Here is a 23,936-nt window from a genome sequence, read left to right on the forward strand (position 1 = left end):
CCAGCGCGTTTTCAACATACACTGATTATAGTCAATCAGATTATCTGCGCACTCTACCCTGGTATTTGATGTTGACGAGGCTCAGGCCTTCTCCCGACAGCTATGGGAAATTTTCGCTGTTTCTGTTAGTCTTCAACTATACTGTTGAAAACGAACATCTGATTTGTAACGTTTGTTTATTAAGGAGAATATCATGTACAAAAGAGTTCTGTTCGCCACGGACTTTGATGAGGTGGGCATTAAGGCCGCTCATAAAGCGAAAAAAATTGCAGATGAAAATGGAGCCGACTTATTGCTGGTGCATGTTGTTGAACCTATTCCCGCCTACGCTTACCCAGGTTTTGCCGGTTTTGCGGAAGTGGAAGTATCCATTCGCGAGCAGGCCGAAAAAGAATTATCTGACCTTGCAAAAAGTCTGGGTGTGGACAGTGCGCATTGCATGATTGAACTTGGTTCAACCAAAAATGAAATCCTGCGTGTGGCTCAGGAAAAAAAGATTGATCTCATTGTGACGGGCAGTCACGGCAAACACGGTCTGGCTCTGTTGCTGGGCTCAACTGCCTCGGCTATCCTGCACGGTGCTGAATGCGACGTATTGATCGTAAGACATAAAGGTTAAACAGAGAAGGTGCTCAGCGTTTCCCTTTACCGGACTGCTGTGGATTTGCGCGTCTGGCGCATGGATTTTATTTTAAGGATTTAGGGATGATTTTAGATGCATTAGAAGCGTACGGCTTTCACAAGCCTTTGTCGGAAGCCGGTTTTCTTGCTACAGACACCATTAAACGTCTTTATGACAGAATTAAAGCCCTGTCTCTGAGTTATGGCAGTCTGATTGTGATCAGTGGACCGGTTGGGTCTGGCAAAACAACCTTTGTTAATCAGCTGATGAAAGAGTTAAAGCAGGAAAAAAAATGTCTGGTCAGCTACTCCTACAGTTCAGACCGTCAACAGGTCAACGTCAAAACCCTGCTGACTGCCCTGCACATTGATCTGGCCAAATCTGACAAACCCATCAAAGTGGCCTCGTCGCCAGAAATCAGGGATAGAAATCTGGTGCGCCTGATGGAGCTGACCAATAAACCCGTGGTTCTGTTTATTGATGAGGCGCAGGATCTGCACGGCAATACCATCTCCTCTTTGAAAAAACTGTCTGAGATTGCCAAGACCAGTCAGCAGACATTAACGATTATTCTCTCAGGTCAACCCAAACTGAAGCAGGCTATCCGCCAGCCCAAAATGGAAGAGATTGGTGCACGGGCCTATGTTCTGGATTTGGAAGAACAGCGGCTGATTGGTCAAAAGGATCTGTACCTGCAATGGGCTATTGTGCAATGCCTGTCAAAAGAGAAACGCCTGGGTGATGTGATTACGCCAGATGCGTTGAAACTGCTGGCAGACAACATGTCGACGCCTCTGCAAATCATTTCTAATTTCAACAAGGCTCTGGAAATTGCCTATTTGAACGGCATGCGGCCTATCGACATGAGAATTATGGAAATGGTGGTTAAACAGTCGGCAGTTATTCCTGATGTCAGGAAAGAGCGTGTCGAAGTGCGTCCCGCCCGTGTGATTGAGCCGGTCAGAGTCTGATCAAGCCAGACATTCGCAATCGTGCCTAAACAGGGTATAATCCCTCTTTTACCCTGTTTGAAAACGTATGCGGCTTTTGTTTGGTTCAAGGCCGGTTCCTGCTTTTAAGGACGGAACCGTGCTTACAATAGGAAATTTTGACGGCGTTCATCTGGGGCATCAGGCTCTGCTTAGGCAGTTAAAAGCGCGCGCTATTCAAAAAAAACAGCCTTTGGTGGTGATTTTATTCGAACCACAGCCAGGAGAATATTTCCGTGGCGATAAGGCGCCTGCCCGCCTGTCCAGCCTGCGTGAGAAACTGGCCATGCTCAAACGGTGCCAGGTTGATTATGTCTACTGCCTGCGCTTTAACAGGACACTGGCCAGTATGTCGGCACAATCCTTTGCTGAAAACTGTATTTTTGCCCAGTTCAACGCCTCGTATCTGCTGCTGGGGGATGACTTTCGCTTTGGCTGTGACCGATCAGGGGATGTCAGCCTTCTGAAGACCCTGGCGTTTGAACGAGGCTGCGAGGTCGAAACCTTTCCGGATTTTCGCCTGGATGATGTCCGGGTCAGCTCTACCAGCATTCGCCAGGCTCTGGCCAGCGGCGACATGTCCGGTGCATCCGCCTTGTCGGGCAGGCCCTGGAGCATGTGCGGCCGGGTTACGTACGGTCATGCACGGGGACGAGAATGGGGAGTGCCCACGGCCAACCTGGCCGTAAGGCGAATGGCACTGCCTGCCAAAGGCGTGTTTTGTGTCCAGGTTCAATTACCGGATGGGCGCATGTTTAACGGTGTGGCCAATCTCGGACGGCGACCCACAGTAGATGGCAGCAAAAACGTACTGGAAGTTCATCTCTTTGATTTTGATGAAACACTGTACGGTAAATTGCTCCAGGTACATTTCTTACATAAATTACGCGATGAAATCCGGTTTGCATCTCTGGAGGCTCTGATAGCCCAGATTCATGATGACGTGGCAACGGCCAAAACCTGGTTTGATCAGACAGAAAAACAGAACGCGGAGTAGAAGCAGATGGCAGAGTACAAAGACACCCTTAATTTACCCGAGACTTCTTTCCCGATGAAAGCAGGCCTTGCGCAGCGTGAACCACGGCAGCTTGATGCCTGGCATACCGAGGAGCTATACCAGAAAATCCGCAGCCTGCGACATGGAAAAAAACCATTTATCCTGCACGATGGCCCTCCTTACGCCAACGGCCATTTACACTGCGGCCATGCGCTGAATAAAATTTTGAAGGATATCATTGTCAAATCAAAAACCATGAGTGGATTTGACGCGCCTTTTGTTCCTGGCTGGGATTGCCATGGCCTGCCAATTGAGCTGAATGTTGAAAAGAAAATCGGTAAAGCCGGAATGAAGGTCAGCCATCGTGAGTTTCGTGCCAAATGCCGGGACTACGCAGCCAGCCAGATTGATATTCAGCGCGACGAATTTAAGCGCCTCGGTGTATTTGGCGACTGGGAAAAACCCTATGCCACCTTCGATTTCAGCTACGAAGCCAACATCATTCGTGCACTCGGAAAAATCATCGAAAATGGTCATTTGCAGCAGGGGTTCAAGCCGGTTCACTGGTGCATAGACTGCGGTTCCGCACTGGCTGAAGCGGAAGTCGAATACGAAGATAAAACCTCTCCTTCCATTGATGTGGCGTTTCGCGCGGTCAAGGCTGAGGAATTTCTGGCGCGCGTTTCATCGTCGCTGCCCCTGAAACCTCTCATTGTGCCTATCTGGACAACCACACCCTGGTCTCTGCCAGGCAACGAGGCCGTATGTCTGCATCCTGAGCTGGAGTATGAGCTGATTGATGCCGGCGAACAGTATTTCCTTATCGCCAGTGCGCTGGTTGAAACGGTGATGAGCCGTTACCAGATTGAGAGCTACCGTTCATGTGGTCACGCGCTGGGCGAAGCCTTTGCCGGACTGCTCGTGCAGCATCCTTTGTTTGACCGTCAGGTTCCGATGATTTTCGGCGAACACGTGACAACCGACTCCGGTACGGGTTGCGTTCACACGGCCCCGGCGCATGGTCCGGACGATTACCAGGTTGGTAAGGCCTTTGCTCTGCCTTTGGTTAATCCTGTCATGATGAATGGCTGCTATGCCAGCGATGTACCGCTGTTTGCCAATCAGTCTGTATTGAAGGTTAACGAGCCCATCATGGAGCTGCTGCAGGAGCGCGGCGTATTACTGCACCGTGAAGCCATCCGTCACAGCTATCCGCATTGCTGGAGACACAAAACGCCGATGATTTTTCTGGCGACTCCGCAGTGGTTTATTTCCATGGATAAAAACGGTCTGCGCCAACAGATTCTGTCGGTTATTGATGGAGTAAACTGGGTGCCGGAATGGGGCAGACCACGCATTACAAATATGGTTGAAACAAGGCCCGACTGGTGTATTTCAAGGCAGAGAGCCTGGGGGACACCGATGCCATTATTTGTGCATAAATCCACCCGAGAACTACACCCCGATACGCTGAATCTGATTGAACGGGTTGCCACTCTGGTCGAGCAGGAGGGCATTGATGCCTGGTTTGAACTGGATGCCAGAGACATTCTGGGCGCGGATGCGGAACATTACGACAAAATTACGGATACCCTGGATGTTTGGTTTGACTCAGGCGTGTCGCATTATTGCGTATTAATGAAAAACAAGGAGCTGGGGCTGCCTGCTGATGTGTATTTTGAAGGTTCTGACCAGCATCGGGGATGGTTCAACTCTTCCTTGACCACGGCAGTTGCCATATATGGCCACGCTCCTTATAAAACCGTGTTAACGCACGGGTATACGGTAGACGCCGAAGGACGCAAGCTCTCCAAGTCAAAGGGCAATTACGTGGCTCTGGACAAGCTGGTCGCGCAGCATGGTGCGGATATATTGCGCCTGTGGGTTTCTTCCACGGATTATCGCAACGAAGTGAGTATTTCCGAGGAAATTATCAAGCGCAATGGGGATGCCTACCGGCGCATCCGCAACACGGCCCGCTTTCTGCTGGCTAATCTTGTCGACTTTGTCCCCGGGCAGCATGACGTAGACCGAGAGCATATGGTCGAGCTGGACAGCTGGGCTGTTACACGGGCCCGCGACCTGCAAAACGAGATTGTAGCGGCATATGAAGCCTTTAATTTCCATAGCATTTATCAGAAAATACATAATTTCTGCGCCGTGGATCTGGGTAGTTTTTATCTGGATGTGATCAAGGACAGACAATACACCACGCCGAAAAACAGTCTGGCGCGTCGCTCCTGTCAAACGGCCATGTACCATATTATCCAGGCGCTGACCCGCTGGATGGCTCCGATTCTCTCCTTTACCGCCGAAGAAATCTGGCAGGCCATTCCGGGGCAGAGTGAAGAGTCTGTGTTCCTGCAGACCTGGTACGAAGGCTGGCCTGTGACCGCCGATGTGGATATGGCATTCTGGCAGCAGGTGCAGGCAGTGCGGGATGACGTAAACAAAGCACTGGAAGCGCAGCGGCAACAGGGTGTTATTGGCTCGCCTCTGGCTGCCAGAGTCAGCCTGTATGCGAAAGACGAGTTGTATCATCAACTCGGGCGACTGGCGAATGAGTTGCGCTTTGTGCTGATCACCTCCGCTGCCACATTGAAGCCCTTTGCTGAAAAACCTGAGCATGCGGTGGTTAATGAAGAACTGGGGCTGGCGATTGCGGTAGAGGCCAGCGAATATGAAAAATGTGCCCGCTGCTGGCATCGTTGCGACGATATTGGTTCTAATCCGGCTTATGAGGATTTGTGCCGTCGCTGCGCTGATAACATCTCCGGGCATGACGAAGTGAGGCAATTTGCATGAAGAAATGCCTGTGGTTTCTTGTCAGCCTGCTGGTACTGCTTGCGGATCAGGCAAGTAAGTACTGGGCTTCGGCGAATCTTGAGCCTTATCATCCCAAAGCACTGATGCCGATGCTGAATTTTACGCTGGCATTTAACACCGGCGCCGCATTCAGTTTTTTAAACGGGGCGGGGGGCTGGCATCGCTGGTTTTTTGCCGTTTTCAGCCTGGTCATGAGTGTGGTTTTGAGCGTCTGGCTCTGGCGTTTACCTTCCCGCGATCGTCTGCAATGCCTTGCTGTCAGCCTGATTTTAGGTGGTGCTCTTGGCAATTTATATGACCGGGCGCGTTATGGCTTCGTTGTCGATTTTATTGATGTTTATTATAAAAACCATCACTGGCCCGTTTTTAATCTGGCAGACAGCGCCATCTGCATCGGCGCTTTTTTCCTGCTGCTGGACTTCTTTATCACCAGAAAAGCCTGATTTTTAATACAAAATCAGGCATCTAAACATTCCATGACTCCATAAACGGGGATCCGTGCCGGAATGACCATGGATTCCCGGTACGTATTCGCTGTGAACGACCATCGAAAATCCCTTGTAGCCCGGATTAGCGCCAGCGTAATCCGGGAAGCATGCTGCTCTTTATGTTCCGCCAAACCAGCCGAAGCCTTTGTTTTTATCTGCGCTGCAGCTGGTTGAGGATGAGGCAGGGCTGGCAATACCGGAAAATAAACCAGACAGGCTGAAAGAGGGTGAAGAGGACTCCAGATGTTCGTCAAACACGCTCTTTATCTGCAGGGCCAGTGCTTTATCTGTTGCCAGCACCTCAAAAAAATCATTCAGGGCAAGCAGTCCCTTAAAAATGCCACGCAGGCGGCTCAGGTCGTCAGCAGCGCCTGAAAGCGTATGCTCGCGGATGTAGCCCAGCATCCTCTCAGCCAGCTGCTCCATGAGCGAAGCGCCGGGATCCCCTTTGACCGCGAGCCTGAACAGGTTCCATTTGCTGAATAAATGACTGGCCACATCATTCATGAAATCATGGCAATGCCTTAACTGGGCGGGTGTCGCCGGCGTGGGTGAAATTTCACCAAAATCATAATGGGTGACAAGAACATCAAATACCCCGGGAGCGCTTTCATGACAGCTGATTCGGGACTGGGCGCCGTGTCGGTCACTATCGCAGGGGCCGCTGCCGAGCATATGACGAAGTTCGCTTGAGCAGATCGCCAGTGCGACGGCCTGACAAAGCGCCTGCTTTTGCGGATCCTGTTTTAAGTCATTAAACTCGATGCCTTCCGCCTTACTTATCAGCTGATAGCCCGGACCCTGTGAAAAAAGCTGTACTGGTCGGATTTTAACATGATAGATCTGGTCTTTTATCTTAATGCACTGCGCCGGGTTTTGGTAAATCGCGGTTGCAATCTGATATTGCCTGGCTACCGACAGATGATCAATTTCGATGCCGGCGCCTGCTTCTGCCTCATTGATAATATGAGCCAAATCCCTGCTGATTTCCATGATACCAGGATGTCGGCAGTGTTCGATGGTTGTTCTCAGATGAGTGAAGCCATATTTCGCCTCGGCTTCGGCCTTCTCGCGCATCAATCGCAGTACGGCTGTCTTACCATCATGCATTTCCACTTCAACCGCAACGTAGAACGAAGCACCACCCAAAAGCCCCTTTACCCGTTTGATCCGCAGAAGCAGGTCTTCTGGGATAGCGGCCTTAATCAGCTTCCACAGTTCCCAGCGACAGGGAAGGCGTGACTGGCTTTTCAAATGAGCCAGAGCGTCACGAATATCCTTTGGTGTTTTGGGGTAACTGTGTGCGGCCTGGCCTGCCTTGACCCCCGCGGCTCCCATGGCTTCCGCCAGTCTGGGTAATGTTGTCGTCATGTTTTTATGTTTGCCCTGTGTCATCTTATTGGCAGAAAGAACGGCCGTGAGCAGATAGGGTCTGACATGTTCATTGCTCACGTCCAGATAACTGGTCAGGAAGGCCATGCTCATCTCATTTTCCGGGTTATTTTCAGGGAAAAGGACACGACAGATATATTGAAAGGCGTCCTGATAAGCGGCGTTGGCGGCTTTCTCGCTATCAACAGCGGAACCTGGCATCAATAAATTATTAATAACGGCTGCGCGCTCTTCAATCGTCTGATTCCAGAACTGATGGTACAGCATAATGGCCAGGAGCGAAGACTGATTTTTATCTATATCGATATGCTCTCGGTGACTGCCAGCCAGAATTTTGCGCTGCGCCGCAGTCAGTTGGGAAATAAACTGATCCAGACTGGCAGGACTGAGCTCGTAGGTTAAAAACGCAACAAACGGCATTGACATGCTGGCCATGGACATTCTTCTGGCCGTCTTTATCAGTATGTCTTCTTTATTAATGCCATAGAATGCCGATTCATCGTTGGACGCGTTGAGCTGACTGCTCATGAACTCAGCAATGGCATCCTGAGCTTCGGTCTTAACCGCCAGACACTCCAGCATTTGCCTGTGGTAGAGCGCCGGAACATCTCGCACAATCCGCTGGGTCAGACGAGACAGATTGAGATAAAAGCCATAACTGCGGTCGTCTTTGCCGTAAAGATTTAACTGGCACTCCCCCCACAGACTGACAAGCTCATTGGCCAGGAACATGTCGGTCAGAGGTAAGGAATGGAACAGGAGAATATTGATTGCGGCAGACTGCTGCCCTCTATCGGCGTTCGCGAGTTCCTGCAGGATAACAGCTGAAAACTGATCACGAATCCGATTGTCCGGCCAGGTAACCAGGCAATCGAAGATTTTATACAGCTGACTCAAGGTGCTCAGGTCAGGCAGAGGACGTACCTGATAAGCAAAAACCTCGTTTGCAAATCCAGGTCTCGCCCAGAGATTAAGGCACAGATTTCTTTGATCCGCGCCATGTTCACCAGCCTGCTGAATAAAGCGCAAGGTGGTTTCAGAAAATAAATGGATGGACTGGAGCTTCGTTGCCGTACTTTGATACAGGTTATTAATCGCTGCACGGATATAACACTTTCCTCCGTAGCTGCGAATTCTGTCATGATGGTTTTGCAGCGTATTAACGGCTTCGATAACATACCCGGGCTCGTCGATGCGCAGCTTGAGTATCTGTAAAAAAAAGTCAAGCGGCCAGTAAGCGAAGATACAGATGAACGTGGCATTCATGCTGTCGAGTAAGTCCTCCAGGGGGATAAAATCCGGCCTGAATTTCAGCAAAAAATGGGCGTAAGGATTGTCTTCGCTGTTCTCGGTGGAGTAGTGCTTATCCGCATTGTTCATGCGTAATTTAAACCCGGAACGAAAGTGGGGAAAGGTTGTTCTTCGCTCGGCCAGCTGATATAGCCCATACATATATTGAGGGTCAATATAAAACTGACGAATCAGGTTCCTGCCCTGTTCGGGCTCGTTTATCATGAAGGACTCCAGCAGGCGCATCAGCTGGGTGGCGGCTGTGGTATGTATTTCTGGAATGCTTAACAGCGTTTTATGCTGCTCGATGAAGTGTTCAATCGTTTCGCGCGAGAGAACTTCCGGCATCAAGACAGGAGCTGTTTCATAGAGGCAGGCAAGGTGAGCATGTAAAAAATCAAAGGACAGTTGTTTTTTGATCACGCTTCTCATAACTATGTGATTTTGCCAGTGAGCGGGAACCTGGCCTAAAATGGGTTCCTTTTCCCCGATTACATCATTGATAAATTCCGATGAAAGAAAACGCCACAGGGGCTTTTCTGCCATCATGCCTGCTCGGAATAAAACCCGGGCAATAGCAGCACTGCTGTCCTGTGTGCACCAGTCAAGATAGCGCTCGAAGGATTCCGAACCCTCACAGGGTAAATAAAAATCCCGTGTCCAATCAATACAGGCACCAATAGTGGAGCAGATAAAGGCATCAACGGAGTCGTTATCTCCATCATAATAATTATGCAAAGGCTTTAGCCTCGGAGAGTTAACGAATAAATACCGCGTTTCCTTAGCTTTGAGAAAATGCTCAATCTGCCTGGCATGATCGAGAGCTGTAGAATAATCTGTTGTGGAAGCAAACACCTGTATCAGGTTTTGCAATAGTCTAAACGGTCCAAGTGGGATAGGAGCACTGTTCGGTGCGAGTATGGATGACACCCAGCGATAGATCGCATCAAAGCAGGCCAGGCGATGCTGGAACGCCTCCTCAACCAGACGTTCCAGCAGCATCGCAACCTCAGGTATTTCTGCATCGGGAGTAAGGCTTTGGAGTGCCCGTAAAAATTTCTGAGCAGCCAGGCTCGGATAGTTGTACTCGTTCGGATTGCGGATGCGCAGAGAGGGAATTGTTTCAATCAAATCATGAAGGGCCTCGACAGGGGGCTTAAGAACTTCACTCAGGCCGTCATTTTCGCACCAGGCCGCCTTAATGGACGCAATTTCCCCATGGCACAGAGCAACTGGATGTTGTTGCATCCATGCCGCATCGCGCTGCGGTATGTCCTGACCTATGGTATACCGATGCTCCCTGGCCAGCAGTAATTCAACATTTTTGATCAGATCAACGTAAAATTCCCGTTTTTGCCCCAGTGCATAGTAGTAACCTGTCCTGCCTTGCTCTTGCTCAACTCTGGCCTCGCTCGTTTTTAAAAGCTCGATCAACCTGCGGCAATAACTCATTCCAAAGGGCAGCTCCTGTTTAACACCCCTTAGCAACTCCTCCTGAGACATATTTCTGCCCTGAAAGCTCCGGGTTTCTATGGGGTACTGTTTAAATATCTCCGCTGCTGTTTTTAAGCCAAAGCTTAACTCACCGATGGTCAGCCGCTCAAAAGCCGCCATGCTGATGGCAATGGTTGGGCAGTCCAGTCCGGGAATAATCTCGACAAAATCATCATTATTGCCAGTCAAAAATAACTGCAGACCCTGTTTTTCATGGGCAGGCCATATTGTCTCTAACAACTGGCGGAGCAATGACATGGTTTCTAGGTGTTGCTCAGGGGCAAGGCTTACGAGATGATGCGAATGCAGTATGGCCAGGGCTTTTTCAGGCTCATCAAGCTGCACGGGTTCTGGATCCTCTGTAAAGCCGGTTGGGAGATAATTCTGAACTTCTTTCACCAGCCACAGGTTCAGGTTTTTGTTTTGCCTGATGTGAGAGCATACCTCTTTCCAGGCCGATTGCAGCAGGTCGAGATCCTCTTTCTCTAGAAAAGCCTGCACCTGTTCAACCGGATGTATAGGAAAATACCACGGTAAAGCCCGCGCTACTGATGGGATGAGTTCGTTTGCGATGCGGTTGAGCTCTTGCTGAAAAATCCCTGGTTCCAGGGATTTTAAATGCGCAAGCCAGGGTGCAAAATCTTCATTTTTTAACAGCCAGTCTGTGATGCGTATCGTGTCAGAAACAGAAGACAGGAGCTGCAGATAGCCGTTCACAACACGCCACTCGGGTGAATGCAGCGGAAAAAGATTGCTTATAAGACTTTGACACTGATAAATGAGCGACATAAGCCATGGCGGTGCGTAAAAGGCCGGCACGAGATTAAAAGACACGGCTTTTTCGAATGAATTTTGCCCGACACAGCCGCCAAACCCACCAGTGAATTGCGCCAGTTGAAACATCCGATCAAAATCCGTCTGGCTGACACGGCCACAGACAAGGCGTAATACTTTCGTGCCTGAGGCTTCCGTATGATATTCCTGGCGCGAACCATCCTCAGAATGAATCACCACCAGCGCAATGCCCTGGGCTTTTAAGGCATGAGTGAAAGAGGGTTTCCTGATATCAAAGGGCAATTGGTTTATCCACATCACCGCCGTATCTTTTTCTTTAACGTGATGTTCCATCAAGGCCAGAGCAAAATGCAGACTCATGATGCCTTCATCGTATTTCAAATAGGCCGGCATGAAAAATACATGCTCGAGAAAGTGCGCGATGCGCGCGGCATCTGGTTCGGCATCAAGTAATTGACGCGCCAGGGAGGGCGTTAGCTCACGAATAAGCTGTTCGGGTGATTCCGGATAAGCATCGCTGATTTCAAGTCCAGCCGCGTCCTTACTTAAGCCAGCCGCAAAAATCTGATGCTGGGCATCCTGAGGCAGCAGCAGCTTTGGGAGGCGGGCATACGAGCTGTAATTTATTTCCGCGATTTCAATGTAGGGTGTTTTGGCCTGGTAGTATTCTCGAATGACGGTATTAATTTCCCTGAAGGGGGTGGCAACACTGATGATTAATGCGTATTTACGCATTTTGGAGAAACTGAACCTGTTTAGCAGCCGATCTCGTTCAGATTTGGAGATAAGACCATTTTTCAGTCTGGATTGCTCAATGTGCGACAGAGACCACAGATGAACCTCTTTCAGAGGTATGTGATTTTCTCGAAGCATCGCCAGCAGGACCGGTCTGCTTTCATCCAGACACTGAATCAACGAGATAATGTTTACCCCGGGGAAAGCCTGTTTGATTTGCCTGTAAACTCCAATGTATTTAACCAGATCCCCCACACCGTCATTGTAGACATTGACAGCAAGTAAAATCGGATTTTGACTCGTTTTGGTGAGATCTGACTGTTCCCAGCATCTGTGTTTATCAAATACACGTTCAATCCAGTCCGAACATTGCTGGCTTGTTTCAGGATTGTCTATCGTGGCTGTTTCTTTCAATATCAGATGATGCAGCCCGGTTGAAATGGACTGAAGTTCCGGAATCAGGCGCAGAGCCCATGTCTGGCGAAGGGATGCGGGAAGGGATGCCATTATTTGACGGGCGGTCCTTGCAGAAAATATATTTTCCCTGCCGGGTTTCGCCAGAAACTGTGAGACAAGGGTATGCATCATGTCGATATCCATTGCAACCGGATTCAGTTTCAGAAACTCGGTGAGCGCCAGTATCGCCGTATCTGACTGCTCGACCTCGTGTGATTCATTTAAGCGGCATACAATCTGGGTAATCTCTGCGGCGTCTTTCAGTTTAATCTGCAACTGAACCAGTAAGGCCGCATTGATTGAAAATCGTTGAGGGGAAAAACTGGCCGCGACGAAGAAAAGCCGGTCGAGAAACTGCGCCACGTTATGGTTGAGATTATTATCTTTGAACAGGCTGTGAGATAAGCTGCGGGCGTCCGCTAAAATATCGGACTGGTTGTCGCGCCAGGTTTGGGAGAAGCCCTGGATATCGATCTCTTTGCCACTTGCTGTTGATTGAAGCAGCCTGACATAAGCGCTGTTCTTACCTAAACAGGCTTCAGCCATCAGGCACCAGTTTTCATGCAGACCAACATTCCAGGACAAGGTCTGGTAGAAAGGAAAGACAGCCTTGCCTATTGAGGATAAGGACATCATTTCACTGAGCGATTGCTCACCGGTTGCCTGCTGAAACGGGTGGGCATATATCATTAAAGCCTGCATTTGCTGTGGCGTTAATGGGAAAGGATCCATGATGCGCAGTACTTTGGGTGAAAGATATGCACTTGGTGAGGAGTAAACCCGTGTTCTAATCTGTCTGTTTTTGTCCCGTGACAGATATTGAATTTCGGAAAAGCCATGTTCCCATACATATTTATGAAAGTCTGCCGCGAGGCTATTGCCTGGTGAGTTGGCTACCACATCAACGCATTGGTCAGGCGCTGCGATGTCGAGGGCTATTTTGACATAATGATTAAAATCCGCGGCATTGATGGCATGTCGCGTATCCTGCGCGGTGTAACTGAAAAAGAGGGTATTGCGAGGATCGAGACGGAAGGGCTCAGGAAGAATCGACTCCAGGTCAGGTACCTGAGGCCCATGGCTTACATCATCCAGAAAAAGCCCAAGTCCATCGAAGCCTGTGTTCACGGTGCTTAACTCGGCTATATTGGGCAGCACGCTGAGCACATCAATCCTGTCATACGCATTCACCTGAAGCATTGGGACGTGCCACGCTTTGAATTGCTGGAAATGAGCGGGAGAAAGCAGGCCTATGGTTGGATAGAACAGTATTAAATCAATATCAGAACGGGCCACAGGCGACATCTGATCTTCGAACCCCATGAGCTCAATCGCGACTGCGTCGCTGAAGATTTTTTTCAGCTCTTCAACTTTATGGGCTATATCACTCATTCGATTATGAAAGGTGCGAATCTGCCAGTGAATCGTGAGGCCTGGGCATAGTGAATTAAGCTGTCTTATCATCTTTTTCGCAGCAAAAAAATCGCCAAAACCATAGGATACTTCGGTCATAAGAAGCAGCGATTTGTTTTCTAAATAAGGCAGAGCGGTTGGCATATTTATTCTCTCAGGTTGGAGCCATGTTGTTTTGAGCTTTAAATTTGCGCAATTGTACACTATTACTGTTTAAATTTAATTTTGACAGGTAAAAATATTGCAGGCGATACCAATGCATGTCGTCCCCACCTGCGCGGGGACGACACATGTCAAAACTAAATGGAAACAGCGTATTAGGTTGGGCCTTGGCCCAACAATGAATATCCCACCAGATCCCTTGTTGGGCCAGGGCTCAACCTACTTTATCACTATTCAATAGACCTGAATCATGATGGGGAAGCATTGTTTCCGGGGTCCTCTCTGTCCTGTTGTTCTGCCTGCGGCGATTGTGAGCCGTTGCTTCCCGAAAAAAAGGAATACCCCGAAGATGAAGCCGCGGCTGCTTTGAGCAGCTGTTGAGTCTTCGGTATCAGCTCGTGCAGAACTTCCTGTAATTCGGGTTTTTGGGCAGCCAGTTTCAGCAGGGTAAAGCCATATTTGTCAGCCACGTTTATGGCGTCGAATCGTTGGTTTACTGGTATAAGCCGGAGTATTACCCGCAGCGACTCCAGATTGTTAATCGCATTGTGCAGCACCGTGTTTCCTTTACTATCAATCATGGAGACAGCCTCAAGCCGTTTGTCTGGTGGTATCAGTTTGAGAACCGCTTTTAACGACTCGGGATAAAGTACCGCCACATGCAGAAGCGATTGGCCATGCATATCACGTGCGGAAACGGCCTCAAGCCGTTTGTCTTCTGCTATCAGTTCGAGCATGGTCTCCAGCGATTCGGGATGCGCTATGGCCTCGAACAGCACCGAGAATCTCGATGGTTCAGTTGTAACGACGGCTGTCAGTCGTTCGTTTTCTGGTATCATGCTCAATATGGCGTGCAGCGATGCCGGCTTTGTTTGCGCCAGGTGCAGCAGCGATTGGCCGGAATTATTGGTTTTCATGATCGCAGCAAGCCGTTGCTCTGGCGGATAAAGCGCGAGTATGGTTCTCAATGATTCGGGTTTCCTGGCAGCCATGTGCAGCACGGTGTGGCCGGACCTGTTAACCTGATTAAGTGCCTCAAGCCTTTCGTTTGCTGGGTAAAGCCTGAGTAGAATGTTCAGTGAGCCAGGCGTTGCGGCAGCCTGGTGCAGCATCGTATTGCCAGCCCTGCTCGCTGCCTTAACTACGTCAAGTCTTTGGTACTCTGGATACAGATTGAGTACGGTTTCCAGCGATTCAGGATGTTGCACCGCTGCGTTTAGCACGGAGGCGCCAACGGCGTTAACCAGGTTGACTGCCTGCAGCCTTTGCTGTTCCGGTATCATCTCGAGTGCGACTTTCAGGGATTCTGGCTTGTCTGCCGCCCGATGCAGCAGACTTTCCTTAACGCCATAAGTACTTTTGCACGCCTCAAGCCTTTCCTCTGGTGGATAAAGCCCGAGCATGATTTTCAGCGATTCGGGATTGTTTACTGAATGATCTAAAACCGTTTCGCCAAATTTATTGGCACTTTTAGCAGCATGTTGCCATTCGTCTGGTGGGTAAAGCGCGAGAACAGTTTTCAGCGATTCGGGGTTGACTACGGCCTTATGCAGCACCGTTTCGCCTGAAGAATCAACGCTTCTGACCGCTTGCAGCTGTTCGTCTGGCGGATAAATATCAAGTATGGTTTTCAGCGATTCGGGGTTGGCTGCAGCCCCGTGCAGTGTTGCAAATCTTTGGACAGCCTCAGGCTGTTGCTCTTTAGGGTAAAGCCCGAGTATGATTTTCAGCAATTCTGGATTGGCTGCCGCCTTGTACAGCAGTCTGTGCGTAAACCAGCTCGTTCCGCGAACGGCTTCAAACCGTTGTTCCTCCGGTATCAGCTCAAGTGCGGCTTTAAGGGACTCTGGGTATTTAGCTGCCCGCTCAAGGACCGTTTCACCATTTTTATCTGTTAAGGAGACTGCTTTGAGTCTTTGCTCTGGCGGGATCATCTCGAGCAGGGCTTTCAGGTATTCAGGCCTGTCTGCTGCCAGGTGCAGTGCCGTCTCGTCATTCGGAGCTTTTGCCGTGATGGCGGCCTCCCTTTCTTTAGGCGACAAATCCTGAAAAATCGCCCGCACAAACGACAGTTGCTGATGAAAGACAGCGGTATAAAGCGGTGGGTATTGACCAGGTTCCGACAAATAGCTCACGCCTTTTTGTTGCAGGCAACGAGCCAGGTCAATATTGCCATATACTGCGGCATAGGCCATCGGTGATGCGCCCTTATCATCAAGTGCATGGGGATTAAATCCTGGTGCATCAAGAATAGCCCTGACTGCCGCGGGCGACGCATGGGGCGCGGCAGCAAGCAGCCTTACGGCCTTGATACTCGATGCATCGTTCTTTATCAGCGCCGGTGTCAGAACCTCAGGATTTGATACCCGCAGGCCATCGGCAATCGCCCTGATATCGGCTATCAGGTCAGGCGGCCATGAGTCTCGCGTCAGGGCCTGCCCTCTGAGGGTCATGCCCTCGTTGAATCCTTTTTCGATGAACTCCAGAAGAACATTCAGACTGTTACGAAAGTCAATGGTCCATTCTTCCGGCGGATAAGACAGGGCATGCAGCAGGATACGGTTTATCTGATAGGGCTCGACATGCAGCAGGCCATCCGCTTCAATCCGCCCGGTCCATGACGCCAGCAGCTCATCGTTGACACAAATAAGTGGCGCGCCCGTCTGGCCCTGGGCTTTTTCACGGGCACAGAGCTCACTGAGGCCTGTCAGGAGCATGCCGCGCGCTTCGCTGCTGCTATCCTCAAACCATTGGGCAAAATAATTACTGACAAAGTCCTTATAACTGTTTTTGCGCCAGAGGGAAAATCCACTCTCAAAGGCACCGGTATGCTCCGCCAGTAGAGAGGGCGTTTGAAGCAGTCTTTCAAGTGAGGGTTCGGAGTCTTGCAGACAGGAGGAGAGAAAATGCAGCGAAGCAGCCCAGGCCGTTTTCTTTTCTTCCGGCATATCAGCGAAGTTCAACAGGTATTGGTTATTATGGTAATGGATAAGTGCATCGAGAAAACGCGTAAGTAGATACACGGGCTGAAAACGCGCCTGTTCATCTACAGCGCCGGGAGCGAGGGTTGGCCCGTTCAGCCAGTCATGGGCCTGGCCAGCCAGTTTTTTTATGTTGCCAGGCGGATACCAGCGATGGGCCCCCAGACTGTCAGCCAGGGTGGCCAGCAGTGGCGTGAAGTTGCAGGGTATCGCTTCCAGTCCTTCGAGACTGCAGTAGCCTTGAATTTTGGCCATCATTTTCTCGCCTGGCACCACTCCAATACTGTGGAAGCGCGACAGTACCCATGTTTGAGCGGCATCTGAGCCACCGGCGGCAGCGATCGCTGTTTTGACTGAATCCGGAATACCTGTTAGCAGCCATGGCAGAAACACGGACTGAAAATGTTGAAGGAAGACATGTGCCTCTTCTCCCACGGGATCGCGCCCGTCGGTAAGGATGATCCCCATTTGCCTGCCGAGCACCTCGTTGACCATAAAGTCAAACAGTGCCTGATGGAGCACGTCATCCTCATTCAGCGACAGGCGCCGGCCTTCGTAGCCATCAAGCGCCTGAATCCATGCGTGGCGAATGCCGGTAGAGCAGATGGGACCGTTGCCTGCCAGAGCGTGGTTTAATCTGTCAAATGCACGCAGTCGCATGAGTCGGTCAGCTTCTGCGGTACTCCCCGGTGACACCGGCCAGCACTTTTCATCCTTGTCGAGGAGGGCTGAAAGTACCACGGCAAATACTTCTGGTAAGGGAAGGTACCATTCAGTAGAAACCGGAAGCCCATTTTCCTCCCGCACCAGGGTGACTTGGTCAAGAACGGGGCTCAGTTTGCGAGGCGCCAGCGTCTTCTCAAGCCAGTTTTTTGTGCTTTCGTTAAATGGATTGTCAGCTTTACGCACACGTTTATAGTATCGTTGTCTATTATTGAGCATCCTGTTTTTTGCTCTGGAATCGTCTGCTACACTGAGGTAATTTATAGTGGCTGGTTCTGAACTGGATGAGGATGCGGCAGATGATGAGGAGGCAGCAGGGTCAGACTTAAGGGCCAGGTATCTCTCAGCCAGCTGTATGAGAAACAGAGCTCCGGCATTCGTAGACACAATATTGTGCGTGCTTTGTGTCTCTGCTGCCACGGCGGCAATCATATTTTCAGGGGTTGCTGACATAAAGACATTCCATTTTGAGTCATATTGACTATTATTTTATCACATGAGGTGAGGCTTATCCATTGATTGACTTGCTCGCCCGTTGTTTCAGGGTAAAGGCGACCCAATCCAGGTAAAGCGCTTTGTTCATAGCATGGAGGTTTGGCATGGTTACGTTTGATGAGTTGTTCCGCAGTGATATGGATGACATCGGTTTTCAAGTAGATCCATTTGTTGGGAAAAGCAAGTGTGTGCTCAGGTTTTCGCATGGTGATCAGGCCGTCCATTGTAATCTGTCCTGGTATGAGCGGCGCGATTTGCTGTCATTGCCAGTATTTAAGGAGGCGGTTGACGCGGAGCCAGAATGGCTGATATCCAAATGGTTCACCAGGATATCACCCGGGGTCATTATTAAATTCGCATCGGACAAAGAGTTGGCCCTTGTTCTTGAATTTGAAGGGGCCTCTGAGGAAAACCTTAAAAAACTGGCTCGCAAGGCGGCCTGGCTTCTGAAAGTTGGCACAAACTGTAAAGAAGAAAAAAACAATTATTTTCAGGAGCTCTGTTTTGCCTGGAGGCTTAATTCTTTGAATCTTTCTATTGAAACCCTCAGGACAGAGCATCGATTCAGTAGGAAGGAGCTTTTTCTGCTCGCCCAGAGATGGGATACTTTTGAGGTTTTGCTGAAACAGGGCTTGAGTATTCAGGAAATCAAGGGATCTTTTTCTAAATGGATGAAGATGTGGGATTTGGATTCGCTGCTGTCTCTGATAACTATCGGGCAGATTTTAGGGAAAGAACATACGCCACCTCCCGCGCCCGAAAAAGCGTTTCAGCGTGCTCGACCCCTCTCTGACTGGTCGAGAGGAACGCAGGCTGAGTTTTCTTATTCATCATCCAATAATGAGTGTAATATAACGTATCATGATAATAAAAAATTAATCATCCGTGTTATCACACCGGAAGAAAGTGACGTGAGTCGGTTGGACGCCGAAGTGGAAGGGAGGGAGGCAGAGCGATTAATTCATGACTGGTATCATTTACCCGGGAAGCATTCTGACGCTTCAGATTATGTTGAAAGAAGAATCTATTGTCGTGAACTCAAATTAGTCGTTATCGAACAAAAAGATCCATTGCTGACTGACGAAAGGATGGTCTCGCCTAAAGACATTGATGATATTTATTATAAGGAAAAGAGGTTTGCCGCCTTCCTGCAGAACAGGGGGAGCTCGCTGGAAATGCTGCGCAAGACGTCTGGCATGACCGCCACAAAACTCTCGATTATGTGCGAGGATATTCTTTTTGTATCATACCTGCTCAAAAAAGGCATGAAACTGACCGATTTTGCCATGATTGATGAGAATCGACTCAGGCATGTTTTTAAGCATAGCCGCGTGGCAGATACGGCGCTGAAGTATGTCAGTGTGAGCGAATTGTTTGACCAGAAGCGATTGACGTCAGCCCATTCATCCGGCCGGTTTTTCAGCAGCGTCAGTACGGAGATTGAAGAATCGTGTCAGGATGACGAAGACAAGCCGGCAGTCGCCTGCAGTTCGGTACCGTATTGAAGGGGCTCTTAATTGCTGGCACGAAACAGACGGTAGCGCTGACGTTCAATTTTCACACCGTACCGCTCCCTTCTCCCTGTGTTTAGGGAGAAGGGCTGGGGATGAGGGTGAGGCTGTGTGATAGCTGGGAGCTATATTATTATAAAAAATCAGGCTCGCTTTGCAGCCCCGGTTTATCTGATGAAATAACCCTCATCCCCAACCCTTCTCCCTTAACCAGGGAGAAGGGAGCCTGTTTCTTGCCATACCGTAGTTCTGAATCAGGGAGATGCGAGTGGCAGGAAATAATTGTTGCGGATGATATAATTAATGTATCGTTCTGCTCAAATGAACTCTGATGAAAATAGTCTGTATAAAATGCAAGGCCGAAATGGAGCCTGTCGTCAAGACAAGCTGGTATGATATTTCTGACAGCAGACGAATATTCTGCTGCAGCGCCTGCGGTCATGAGCTGTTTACAAGTGGAGAGAGCCCCTGGCTCCAGCTCATATCACCATTTGAATGGTTAATACTGGCAGCCCTTGAAGGGTGTAAACGGATAATCAAAAAGCTTTTAAAGCGAAGTGACAATAATAAAAAGCAGTAGCATACCAGGATTAGCCAGGACGAACGCATCTAAAACTGAGCGCAATCAGCTCAAACTGACCGCGCTCTGCTTCTGTACAAATGAATTTCCAGCTACAGGAAGAGCCGACTGAGCTGGCGCAGGTTGAAAAAAAGCGCTTGACGAAACGGCATTTGACGCCGTCCCTGTCAGCGGTATTCCTCTGACTTCGGCAATCTTCGCGCGTAGCATAGCCATTATTTCCATATTTCCATTTAATATCGCCACTTCCGAGGGTGGAGGCAGGTCTTTGCCATCGCCTCCCGACAGCACATTCACCCGCGGATGTGCCAATAGTTCTTTAACGACGGTAGTTAAATCTGCTCGAATTGCATAACACAGGATATTGGCCGATCCTTTGGAGAAGGCTGGATCAGCGCCAGCGTTTAACAGGCTCAAAGCCATGCCTTCCTCCCCAGCCAACAGTGCCAAATGAAGAGGCGTATGCGCATTTTTATCACATTTGTTTAGTTCGATATGTTTCTGTGTTAATAAAAAAGCCATCACTTCATGCTGCTTATACCGAACAGCCAAATGCAGCGCCGTGCGATCATTATAATTAGTCATATTGATGTTTTGTCCATAGTTAAGCAGCATCTGGACAATCAAAAGATGACCAGACCTGGCCGCCAAATGGAAAGGACTCCTTCTTACCCAACAATCCACGTCTGCTCCGTGTTCAAGAAGAGTCTGGACTATCGACAAGTGGCCTGCCTTTACTGCCGGTACAAGGGGAGGCTGGTGTAAACGAAAACAGCGAGCATTTGGCGAAACGCCCGAGTCTAATAACTGGTTTACCTCATCCAGTTGTCCGCTTTGAATCTTCTCCGCCAGAGCCTGACGCCTGGATATCTCGTCATTGAACAATTCTAAAAAAGGTGTTTCCTTGATTTTCCTGCGGACCGATGTCGGTGAGGAATAGTCTGAGGGAAAATCAGCGCCATGACTCAATAATCTTTTCGCTACCTCGACATGACCATGTTCAATAGCCAAATCTAATGGTGAGCATTTGTCATCAAACTGTTTATTTATAGTCCGCGGATATTTTTTTATTATTAAATCAACCGCCTCAACATAAGCAATCACGATCGCCACACTCAAAAGATTCGTATCTCCATAACTCAATCGGTCAATTTTGGCGTTATTATCGAGAAGGATTTCAACAACGCGCAGATGGCGTTGCCGAACGGCTAATCGTATGGCACTGTCTCCGGAACGATCTCTTCCCATTCTCGCGTTGATGAATGAATCAGGGTATGAAGCAGGACCAGAATCGGGTCGCATTAAAAGGATTTTTACGATATCAGCATGCCCGTTCCACGAGGCCATGTGTAGCGGGGTTTCCCCGGCATTTGTCACAGCACATCTTCTCGCACCACGTTCAAGCAGCGCTATAGCAGCCGCAGCATGCCCATACATGGCAGCCAGATGCAGTGGCGTATAATCGTTCATGTCACAGGTATCTACACTGGCTCCACCCTGGATAAGAGCCTCAATCATGGCCGCATTTCCAAGCAGGGCAGCGCAATGCAGCGGTGTATACTCTCGATGCACTGGATGGTAGTATTTTTCATGAACATCAAAGGCGTTATGCTGTATCAACCACTGCCCCATGTCAATTGACGCCCGAGGCGATTGAAGATAATAGATAATGGCACGATTGCTTTGTTTGAATGATAAAAGCGCGGGGGTTAACACAGCCAAGGGCATGAAAAAGGGTAATTCGGGTAAAGGCTTGCCATCAACAAAGGCTTGATAGCGGCTATAAAGCCAATCCATTTGCCATAATAAATCCTGCGGATAAGAATCGCGTTTCAATAAGCGTGAGTGCTGCGTTGTTGCCCCCGTGTTACATTGTTTTTTTACAATGTCTATGACCGTCCTGAGAAACAGGGCAAATTTTTCAGACCATGCATCAGGAGAGTAGGACAAGGCATGCAGAAAGATACGGTTGATATAATAGGGCGTTAACCAATGCACAGAGCCTTCAACGTGATTATTTTTTAACACATCCATCTCGCTGTCATTGATATAAATAACTTTCTTTGCCGAATCGCTTTCATTTATCAATAATTGCATCAGGGTGGTAAAGCAAGGCCCGCGTGGACGGCTGTCTGTCGTGTCGTCTGCCGAAAACCAAATCGCAAAAAAATTACTGATAAACGAGTGATAGGACTCAGCCAACAGCCGTGAAGATATTCGTTCAAAGTCCGTCAGTCGTTGCGGGAGCATGGCCAGGTTATCTGCTGACAGAAGCAACTCCAGGGAAACCAGACTGGTTAAGTAGTCACAGATGAATAAAAAATCCGCTCTTGTCTGGTCTGGTACATCGGACAGGGCTAATAAAAAGGTATAATGCTCTTCTTCTATTTTACGTTTTGCATCAAACAATCTATCCATGAGATAAAAGATTTGTATATCATCCGGACGATGTATTTCTGAGGTGGAGGCACATGTTTGATTCCTGCCAAATGTATGGGTTAACCAGTCTATGGTTTCCAGCACGGGTGCGGCCATTTCCTTCAACCCATAATGGGTGGCATGGGTAGCGCGCCAGTGGGTCAGTGTTGCTAAAAATGGGGTGAAATCGCACGCAATATACTGGACATTATCGGCAGTATCCCTAATCAGTTTTTGAATGCCGACATGAGGCGTGATGCGATAATATAGTTCGAAACAGTTATGAATCGACTGCGCAATGGCTTCCGGATCTAACAGCAGCATAATATCCTTCGGCACTTCGGCATCCAATATCCACGGTAAAAAATGACTTTTAAACGCCTTTATAAAGGCTTTGCCTTTTTCAATCCTCGCGGGGCTTTTGTCTGGGCCAAGGCTTAGGTTCACATGCAGGTGTTCTTCGATTTTTTTTATCACATATTGACGCAGCGTCTGAGAAATCACATCTTCAAAATCGAGGGGCAAGCGCTTACCTTCGTAGCCATCCAGGCACTGTAATAAGGCGTGTCTGTTACCTGTTCTACAAATTAAATTGCGGGCCAGTATATTAAGCGTGTTACAGAAATTGCTGAGTCGCTCTTCACACTCGCGTTCTGCGGTAGTGTTTGCAGAGATTATCCATTTTTCAGGGTTGAGATCAGATAATGCAACCAATACGGTAGCAAACACTTGTCTGAAAGGCAGGTACCACACTTGTTCTGTCACACTGGCATCAGCATGTTTAAACTGCAGCGTAACTTTATCGAATTCATTCAGTTGCTGATCAGGCGCGATACGCAGATTGAGCCATTCCCAGGTTGCCGGTTCAATGAGCAGCCTTGTTTTTTCAATGATGTTTGTAACCATGTGTTCAGCCAGGGGCTGTCCTATTCCCTCTACAGATAAGAGCCAGGTATTTATTTCCGGGGAGGATGATGAGGCAGGGCGAGGTTCAGTAATGGAAAGGGATGTTCCAGATAAAAAATATTCATCTGTTAAGCGTATGGCAAGCAGTGCGGCCGCATTACTCGGAACAATGCCGTGAGTACTCTGGCTTTTGCGCAGAAAGGCTTGAACGTGCTCATCTTCAGCGCTCATAAAACGACCTCCGTATCAGAAAGTAATAAAAAAATTCAAAACAGGTCCTGTCCAGAGTGTTATATCATAAACACAGGCGGATAGTCGTTAGAGTGATGTGCATAGGCCAGGGCTGTCCCATCTTAATTCGAACTGAAGTTAATCAGTTGAGACGATCTGCTCCCTTCTCCCTTGAGGGAGAAGGGCTGGGGATGAGGGTGGTGGGGGTGGCACAGTCTCGAGTAAATCAAGAATGTCGTCCATCACACCCTGTATATTTTTAAAAACCTCATGGTTCCATATTCGCAAAACTCGATATCCACAGTTTCCAAATATTTGGTTCGCAGCAAAACGCTTTCAGCTCCACAAATTGAACCAGAGAGCACAACAAACAAAATTTCGGACAGTGGATATAATTTAGACCGATCAATACGTGGATCATTTAACACGCCA

At 49.0% G+C, this 23,936-nt stretch carries 11 protein-coding genes; 6 read left to right on the forward strand and 5 right to left on the reverse strand.

Annotated elements, in window-relative coordinates:
* The first annotated feature begins 193 nt into the window (after window positions 1-193).
* The 5 genes from ACQUTA_RS01010 to lspA all read left to right on the forward strand — a co-directional run bounded on the left by ACQUTA_RS01010 (window position 194) and on the right by lspA (window position 5,877).
* Window positions 194-619, forward strand: coding sequence for a universal stress protein (locus ACQUTA_RS01010; RefSeq protein ID WP_444986325.1), 426 nt, complete (start codon window positions 194-196; stop codon window positions 617-619).
* Window positions 620-705: 86 nt separating this feature from the next.
* Window positions 706-1,593, forward strand: coding sequence for a tRNA (adenosine(37)-N6)-threonylcarbamoyltransferase complex ATPase subunit type 1 TsaE (locus ACQUTA_RS01015; RefSeq protein WP_444986326.1), 888 nt, complete (start codon window positions 706-708; stop codon window positions 1,591-1,593).
* A 67-nt stretch (window positions 1,594-1,660) separates the two neighbouring features.
* On the forward strand, window positions 1,661-2,608 hold the full coding sequence (ribF, locus tag ACQUTA_RS01020) for a bifunctional riboflavin kinase/FAD synthetase (RefSeq protein ID WP_444986327.1): 948 nt from the start codon (window positions 1,661-1,663) through the stop codon (window positions 2,606-2,608).
* 6 nt (window positions 2,609-2,614) lie between these two features.
* A complete protein-coding gene (gene ileS, locus ACQUTA_RS01025; RefSeq protein ID WP_444986328.1) occupies window positions 2,615-5,413 on the forward strand; it encodes an isoleucine--tRNA ligase in 2,799 nt (932 codons plus the stop codon).
* Window positions 5,410-5,877, forward strand: coding sequence for a signal peptidase II (gene lspA / locus ACQUTA_RS01030; protein ID WP_444986329.1), 468 nt, complete (start codon window positions 5,410-5,412; stop codon window positions 5,875-5,877). The genes ileS and lspA overlap by 4 nt, the downstream gene beginning before the upstream one ends.
* Before the next feature lie 162 nt (window positions 5,878-6,039).
* On the opposite strand, the gene ACQUTA_RS01035 is transcribed toward lspA, so the two are convergent.
* Together ACQUTA_RS01035 and ACQUTA_RS01040 are read right to left on the reverse strand one after the other, a co-directional pair.
* Window positions 6,040-13,641, reverse strand: coding sequence for a hypothetical protein (locus ACQUTA_RS01035; protein ID WP_444986330.1), 7,602 nt, complete (start codon window positions 13,639-13,641; stop codon window positions 6,040-6,042).
* A gap of 266 nt (window positions 13,642-13,907) precedes the next feature.
* Window positions 13,908-17,816, reverse strand: a complete 3,909-nt coding sequence (locus ACQUTA_RS01040; protein ID WP_444986331.1) for an ankyrin repeat domain-containing protein — start codon at window positions 17,814-17,816, stop codon at window positions 13,908-13,910.
* A gap of 146 nt (window positions 17,817-17,962) precedes the next feature.
* On the opposite strand from ACQUTA_RS01040, the gene ACQUTA_RS01045 reads away from it, so the two are divergent.
* Window positions 17,963-19,363, forward strand: coding sequence for a hypothetical protein (locus tag ACQUTA_RS01045; protein ID WP_444986332.1), 1,401 nt, complete (start codon window positions 17,963-17,965; stop codon window positions 19,361-19,363).
* Window positions 19,364-19,994: 631 nt separating this feature from the next.
* On the opposite strand, the gene ACQUTA_RS01050 is transcribed toward ACQUTA_RS01045, so the two are convergent.
* From ACQUTA_RS01050 to ACQUTA_RS01060, 3 genes are all read right to left on the reverse strand, one after another.
* A complete protein-coding gene (locus tag ACQUTA_RS01050; RefSeq protein ID WP_444986333.1) occupies window positions 19,995-23,504 on the reverse strand; it encodes an ankyrin repeat domain-containing protein in 3,510 nt (1,169 codons plus the stop codon).
* 138 nt (window positions 23,505-23,642) lie between these two features.
* Window positions 23,643-23,819 (reverse strand): DUF559 domain-containing protein, encoded by a 177-nt coding sequence (locus tag ACQUTA_RS01055; protein WP_444986443.1) that lies wholly within the window; start codon window positions 23,817-23,819, stop codon window positions 23,643-23,645.
* A complete protein-coding gene (locus ACQUTA_RS01060; RefSeq protein WP_444986334.1) occupies window positions 23,747-23,932 on the reverse strand; it encodes a transposase family protein in 186 nt (61 codons plus the stop codon). The genes ACQUTA_RS01055 and ACQUTA_RS01060 overlap by 73 nt, the downstream gene beginning before the upstream one ends.
* Window positions 23,933-23,936: the final 4 nt, after the last annotated feature.

The sequence above is a fragment of the Legionella navarrensis genome (assembly GCF_052527415.1).

Coding starts and splice junctions, on each gene's coding strand:
- ACQUTA_RS01010 (WP_444986325.1), top strand. CDS start 194: ATGTACAAAAGAGTTCTGTTCGCCACGGACTTTGATGAGGTGGGCATT.
- ACQUTA_RS01015 (WP_444986326.1), top strand. CDS start 706: ATGATTTTAGATGCATTAGAAGCGTACGGCTTTCACAAGCCTTTGTCG.
- ribF (WP_444986327.1), top strand. CDS start 1,661: ATGCGGCTTTTGTTTGGTTCAAGGCCGGTTCCTGCTTTTAAGGACGGA.
- ileS (WP_444986328.1), top strand. CDS start 2,615: ATGGCAGAGTACAAAGACACCCTTAATTTACCCGAGACTTCTTTCCCG.
- lspA (WP_444986329.1), top strand. CDS start 5,410: ATGAAGAAATGCCTGTGGTTTCTTGTCAGCCTGCTGGTACTGCTTGCG.
- ACQUTA_RS01035 (WP_444986330.1), bottom strand. CDS start 13,641: ATGCCAACCGCTCTGCCTTATTTAGAAAACAAATCGCTGCTTCTTATG.
- ACQUTA_RS01040 (WP_444986331.1), bottom strand. CDS start 17,816: ATGTCAGCAACCCCTGAAAATATGATTGCCGCCGTGGCAGCAGAGACA.
- ACQUTA_RS01045 (WP_444986332.1), top strand. CDS start 17,963: ATGGTTACGTTTGATGAGTTGTTCCGCAGTGATATGGATGACATCGGT.
- ACQUTA_RS01050 (WP_444986333.1), bottom strand. CDS start 23,504: ATGAGCGCTGAAGATGAGCACGTTCAAGCCTTTCTGCGCAAAAGCCAG.